Here is a 6294-nt window from a genome sequence, read left to right as displayed (position 1 = left end):
GTAACCACGCTGTTGCAAATCAGCGCATTAGCGGTAGTAACGATATCTGGAAAAAGAAAGTGGGCTATCACCGGCGCTCAGTGGCTGAAACGGCGATGTTCCGGTTCAAAAGGCTTCTGGGTGGTCATCTAAGTCTGAGAGACTACGATGCTCAGGTGGGCGAAGCCATGGCCATGGTCAAAGCGCTTAACCGGATCACGCTATTAGGAATGCCGAACAGTATTCGCATCAACAATCGACCCGTATGGGGCGCAGTCGTCACAAGTTCTGATTTATTCAACAAAGCCCCTGTCGGTAATAAATATCTTCATAGTGGGTGAGCATGATCTTCTTACCGCGTAAAATCAAGCATCTTCAATGATCACGGGTATATAACGATAGTCGACAATTTCCCCTCCCGAACGGTCTGTTATAAGACGGAATAGTCAGTGCCAAAGGGATATCGTTACGGAATAAAGCGTGTAAATTCTCACCAGCTTCACCTACAATGAGCCGGTTTTGTTTGACTGCGCAGTGTTTGATACAACCGCGTTTGGCACATCAATGGACGTAAGGTGGTTTTGATGTCCCTGGCTTTACCCACTCTCGAGTTTGGTACGCTGACCGAATTAGTTGGTTTCCTGATGGAAATTGATAAGCTAAAAAGCGTACAGAGTCGTTCAAAAATCATCGGCAGTTCCTGTCACGAAGATTCCGCAGAACACAGTTGGCACTTTGCCGTTGCCGCTATGAGCCTGTAACCCTACGCCAGTCAGGACGTGGATATTCAGCGCGTGATTCAAATGGCCTTGGTGCATGATATCGTCGAGATCGATGCGGGCGACGTGATGGTCTACGATCTGAGCGCTCGAGAAGCGATTCAGGCGCAGGAAGAAGCCGCTGCGGTTCGGTTATTTGGCCTACTGCCCGAACCGCAACGTCAGTATTTTCTGCAACTGTGGCAAGAATATGAAGCATGCGACACCGCGAACGCGAGTTTTGCACTGATGATCGACCGCATTATGCCTATCCTGATGAACCTGCATAACGGTGGACAAAGCTGGGTGGAAAATGGCATCCGACTGGAGCAAGTATTGGGACGCGCCAGCTTTATCGCCGAGATCAATCCCGAACTGTGGCGCTACCTGAAAGATCATCTGGAAACAGCACAGGCCAAAGGGTGGTTGGGGTAATTCTCCTGCTTGCCTACCTTCCGTCATTCCCGCGTAGGCGGGAATGACGAGAGAGTGCGAGTGATTGCGCAGAAAGCTACGCGTAATCGCCAATCGGTACGCAAGAGCAGAACAGGTTGCGATCGCCGTACACGTCATCGAGGCGTTTTACGCTCGGCCAGTATTTATGTTCAGTCCCCGCCGGAAACACCGCCAGTTCGCGACTATAGGGATGCGACCACTCACTGACGATCTCCTGCTGGATATGCGGTGCATTCACCAGCGGGTTATCCTCCAGCGGCCATTCACCTTGCGCCACCCGCTGAATTTCTGCACGGATCGCCAGCATCGCATCAATAAAGCGATCCAGCTCTACCTGACTTTCTGACTCCGTCGGCTCTACCATCAGAGTTCCCGCCACGGGGAACGACATGGTCGGCGCGTGGAAGCCATAGTCGATCAAACGCTTAGCGATATCCATTTCGCTGATGCCAGTGCTCTCTTTCAGCGGACGAATATCCAGAATACACTCGTGCGCCACGCGGCCATAGCGGCCGGTGTAGAGCACCGGATAGGCATCCTTCAAACGCGTTGCAATGTAGTTGGCGTTGAGGATCGCCACCTGACTGGCATTCTTCAGCCCTTCAGCACCCATCATGCGGATATACATCCAACTGATAGGCAGGATGGACGCACTGCCAAAAGGTGCGGCAGATACCGCGCCCTGCGTGGTGAGCAAACCCTCAATATGTACCACCTGATGCCCCGGCACGAACGGAGCAAGATGCGCTTTCACCCCGATCGGTCCCATACCCGGCCCGCCGCCACCGTGCGGAATGCAGAACGTTTTATGCAGGTTAAGGTGCGACACATCCGCGCCAATGTAGCCCGGCGTGGTGATACCTACCTGTGCGTTCATGTTGGCGCCATCCAGATACACCTGTCCGCCGTGTTGATGGACAATCTGACACACTTCACGAATGGTCTCTTCATAGACACCGTGCGTGGAAGGATAGGTCACCATAATGCAGGAGAGGTGATCGCCCGCCTGCGCTGCCTTCTCCCGCAGATCGTGCAGATCGATATTCCCTTGTTTGTCACAAGCCACCACCTCTACCGCCATCCCGGCCATCCGTGCCGATGCCGGGTTAGTGCCGTGCGCAGAGCTTGGAATCAGACACAGCGTGCGCTGATCGTCGCCTCGGCTCTCATGGTAGCGGCGAATTGCCAGCAAACCGGCATACTCGCCCTGCGCACCCGAGTTAGGCTGCATACACACGGCATCATAGCCAGTGAGTTGCACCAGCCAACCGGAAAGCTGTTCGATCATCAAACGATAACCTTGTGCCTGTTCCGGCGGGCAGAACGGATGCAGTTCAGCAAATTCAGGCCAGGTGATCGGCAGCATTTCCGCGGCCGCGTTCAGCTTCATGGTGCAGGAACCCAGCGGGATCATGGCACGGTTCAGCGCCAGATCTTTATGCGCCAAGCGATGCAGGTAACGCATCATCTCGGTTTCGCTGTGATAACGGTTGAACACCGGGTGGGTAAGAATGGCATCCGTGCGCAATAGCGCAGCAGGGAGGGATGATGAGCCGCCGCTGAGCACCGCATCCAGCGCAGCAATGGACAGACCGTGATCGTCTCCCAGCAGCACGTCAAATAGCGCTGCGACATCTTCACGGGTTGTCGTCTCATCCAGCGTGATACCGACCCCGTGATAGAGATCGGTGCGCAGGTTGATCCCGGCATTCTGCGCACGGGCGATAATGGCGTTCTTGTCTGTGACCTCAACCGCCAGCGTATCAAACCAGGTGGAGTGCCACAGTTTCAAGCCGCCCTGTTGCAACCCGGCGGCCAGAATATCGGTTAAACGATGAATGCGTTCAGCGATACGCTTGAGCCCCTGCGCTCCATGATAAACCGCATAGAACCCAGCGATATTCGCCAGCAGCACCTGAGAGGTGCAGATGTTGGAGTTGGCTTTTTCGCGGCGGATGTGTTGCTCACGCGTCTGCATCGCCATACGCAGCGCCGTATTACCTGCCGCATCGCGCGAAACGCCGATAATACGCCCCGGCATAGCGCGTTTATACTCATCCTTGCAGGCGAAGAAGGCCGCATGCGGACCACCGTAGCCCATCGGCACACCAAAACGCTGGGCGGAACCAAACACAATATCTGCTCCCTGCTTGCCCGGTGCGGCCAGCAGCACCAAAGCAATGATATCAGCAGCGACGCTAACGATGATCTTGCGCGCATTCAGTTGCGCGATAAGATCACGATAATCATGCACTTCACCATAGGTGTTCACCTGCTGCAACAGCACGCCAAACACGCCTTCTGTTTCCAATGCGGCGGCGACATCGCCGACCACAACTTCAAAACCAAAGGTCTCTGCACGGGTGCGCACCACATCCAGCGTTTGCGGACGCACATGCTCTGCCACGAAGAAGCGGTTAGCCTGTTTCAGCTTGCTGACGCGTTTGGCCATTGCCATCGCCTCCGCTGCCGCCGTCGCTTCATCCAACAGAGAGGCGGAGGCAAGCTCCAGTCCGGTCAAGTCCTGCGTCATCTGTTGAAAATTCAGCAAGGCTTCTAACCGCCCTTGCGAGACTTCAGGCTGGTAAGGCGTATAGGCGGTGTACCAGCCAGGGTTTTCCAGCAAATTACGCAAGATCACCGGCGGCATATGCACAGCGGTGTACCCCATGCCGATATAGCTTTTATAGCGCTGGTTGCGGCTGGCAATCGACTTGAGCTCCGCCAACGCCTGATGTTCGGGCAGCGCATCCCCCACCGCTGGCGGGTTGGGCAACTGGATATCTGCCGGCACAATCTGTCGAATCAACGCCGACAATGAATCCGCACCGAGCGTTTCCAGCATGTGAGCCTGTTGCGCGGGCGTAGGGCCGATGTGACGCTCCACGAAAGCGGCGTCGTGTTCGAGTTGGCTGAGAGTCTGGGTCATTAGGGGTATTTCCTGCTTCAAGCAATTGTTATAGCAAGTGAACGTTCATGGCAAACAACAAGTGCGAACGCGGTAGACTGCGCTCAGTGTCTTACATTCTGACAAATCGGTTTACCCCGTGATGCGCGATAAAACCATCACGGGGTGACAAGATTATTCGTCTTCTTCTAACAGCGCCTGATAAGCAGTGGCATCCAGCAGATCGTTCAATTCGCTTTCATCAGACGCTTTGATGCTAAACAGCCAACCGTCGGCATAAGGCGCACTGTTGACCAGTTCCGGTTGCCCTTCCAGCGCATCGTTCACTGCCACGATCTCACCGCTCAACGGTGCATAGATATCTGAGGCGGCCTTGACCGACTCAGCAACAGCGCAGTCGTCGCACATCGCAACCTGCGTGCCAACGTCAGGCAAATCGACAAAAACCATATCCCCCAACAGTTCCTGGGCATGTTCGGTAATACCGACACGATAGACACCCTCGCCTTCGGCCTGGACCCACTCATGGGATGAGATGTATTTCAACCCGGTTGGGATTGTGCTGCTCATTGCCTGCTCTCCTTAAAAATCGCTTCGTCGTATCGAATTGCGCGATATCCGCCTTCCTGCAACGCGAAGGTGTTGCGGCATATATCGCGCTAACGTTAATCAATAATCATGGTCAGATCGGGGACAGCGTCAAACCAGTGCCTTTCCGCCACGAATAAATACCGGTTTGGTCACCTCTACGGGCACTTCGCGCTGGCGAATTTGCACCAACGCCGTTTCACCAATACCTTGCGGCACACGAGCCAGTGCAATACTGAAGCCCAGCGTTGGAGAAAAGGTCCCGCTGGTTATCATGCCTTCCTGTACCGTGCCACTCGCATCGGTAAAGCGTACGGGCATTTCATGGCGCAATACCCCTTTTTCACGCAGTACCAGTCCGACCAACTGCTCGGTACCTTCGCTGCGTTTATGGGTCAGCGCTTCCCTGCCGATAAAATCTCTGCCTTCCGGCTGCCATGCGATGGTCCAGCCCATATTAGCAGCCAGCGGCGAAACGCCTTCGTCCATGTCCTGACCATACAGGTTCATGCCCGCTTCAAGGCGCAACGTATCGCGCGCGCCGAGGCCACACGGCTGCACACCGGCCGCCAGAAGTTGTTGCCAGAACGCCACTGCCTGCTCTGCGGGCAGTGCGATTTCATAGCCTGACTCACCGGTATACCCGGTGGTAGCAATGAAATAGTCACCGGTTTGTACGCCGAAAAAGGGCTTCATGCCCGCCGTTGCAGCGCGCTGTTCCGCACTGAGCAACGCCTGCACATTCTCCTGAGCCAACGGCCCTTGCACCGCAATCAACGCCAGTTCATCGCGTTCCTGCCACTCCACGTTGAACGCCTTGGCATGCTCGGCGATCCAGGCCAGATCTTTCTCCCGCGTGGCGGAGTTCACCACCAGCCGGAAATGAGTTTCAGTCAGAAAGTAGACGATGATATCGTCAATGACGCCACCCGAGGCGTTTAGCATCCCGGTATAAAGCGCCTTGCCCGGTTGCGTGAGTTTGGCAACGTCGTTCGCCAGCAGATAACGCAGGAATTCGCGCACACGCGGGCCGTGTAAATCCACAATTGTCATGTGAGAGACATCGAACATGCCTGCATGACGCCTAACGCTATGATGTTCATCCAACTGTGAGCCGTAGTGCAGCGGCATCATCCAGCCGTGAAAGTCGACCATCTTCGCGCTATCGGCGATATGCTGCTGATACAACGGAGTTTGCTGTGTCATTTTTTCTCCCGAACCTCTCCTTGCTAACGGCGAAAATCACGCAACGCAAACGCTTTCTTTGCGTTGAACTTACCACCTCTTCCACAGGGTCGTGTATTCAATGAGTTGATGTAGCATCAAACGTAGTACTCGCGTTCGATGTAAGTACCGATGATCCTATCGTGCATTTCGGATGATTTTGAATATCCGAGCGTCTTGCGATTGAGCCGTTGTAATCGGTTACGCAGTGTCAGATGTGCACGCTCAATACTCTGTGTATACAGCTTGCTAACAATGTGTTTTACTTTTGGAAGTTCGTCGTTGTAAGCACTGTAGCCATCCGTGTTTGCATGACTGACGACGGTAACGCTGATGGCCACTTTTGCCATAACCGTGTTTTTTCACAGGAGATGTCTGTTC

The 6294-nt window shown here is 54.5% G+C and carries 4 protein-coding genes and 2 pseudogenes; 2 read left to right on the top strand and 4 right to left on the bottom strand.

Annotation, left to right across the window (positions count from 1 at the left end):
- Window positions 1-230 (top strand): annotated as a pseudogene (locus QZ506_RS10995) (IS5/IS1182 family transposase); the annotation flags it as partial.
- 333 nt (window positions 231-563) lie between these two features.
- A pseudogene (locus QZ506_RS10990) lies at window positions 564-1172 on the top strand (HD family hydrolase).
- A 76-nt stretch (window positions 1173-1248) separates the two neighbouring features.
- On the opposite strand, the gene gcvP reads toward QZ506_RS10990, so the two are convergent.
- From gcvP to QZ506_RS10970, 4 genes are all read right to left on the bottom strand, one after another.
- Complete coding sequence (gene gcvP / locus QZ506_RS10985) at window positions 1249-4122, bottom strand: aminomethyl-transferring glycine dehydrogenase (RefSeq protein WP_291971061.1); 2874 nt, start codon at window positions 4120-4122, stop codon at window positions 1249-1251.
- Window positions 4123-4275: 153 nt separating this feature from the next.
- On the bottom strand, window positions 4276-4671 hold the full coding sequence (gcvH, locus tag QZ506_RS10980; protein ID WP_291971059.1) for a glycine cleavage system protein GcvH: 396 nt from the start codon (window positions 4669-4671) through the stop codon (window positions 4276-4278).
- Between the two features lie 129 nt (window positions 4672-4800).
- Window positions 4801-5895 (bottom strand): glycine cleavage system aminomethyltransferase GcvT, encoded by a 1095-nt coding sequence (gene gcvT, locus QZ506_RS10975; RefSeq protein ID WP_291971057.1) that lies wholly within the window; start codon window positions 5893-5895, stop codon window positions 4801-4803.
- A 116-nt stretch (window positions 5896-6011) separates the two neighbouring features.
- The gene (locus QZ506_RS10970; protein WP_291971056.1) at window positions 6012-6263 is read right to left on the bottom strand and encodes an IS1 family transposase; all 252 of its coding nucleotides are present in this window, start codon (window positions 6261-6263) and stop codon (window positions 6012-6014) included.
- Window positions 6264-6294 lie beyond the last annotated feature (31 nt).

Source organism: Candidatus Symbiopectobacterium sp., assembly GCF_020054415.1.
Lineage (GTDB): Bacteria > Pseudomonadota > Gammaproteobacteria > Enterobacterales > Enterobacteriaceae > Symbiopectobacterium.
This window is presented reverse-complemented; position numbering and strand designations above follow the sequence as displayed.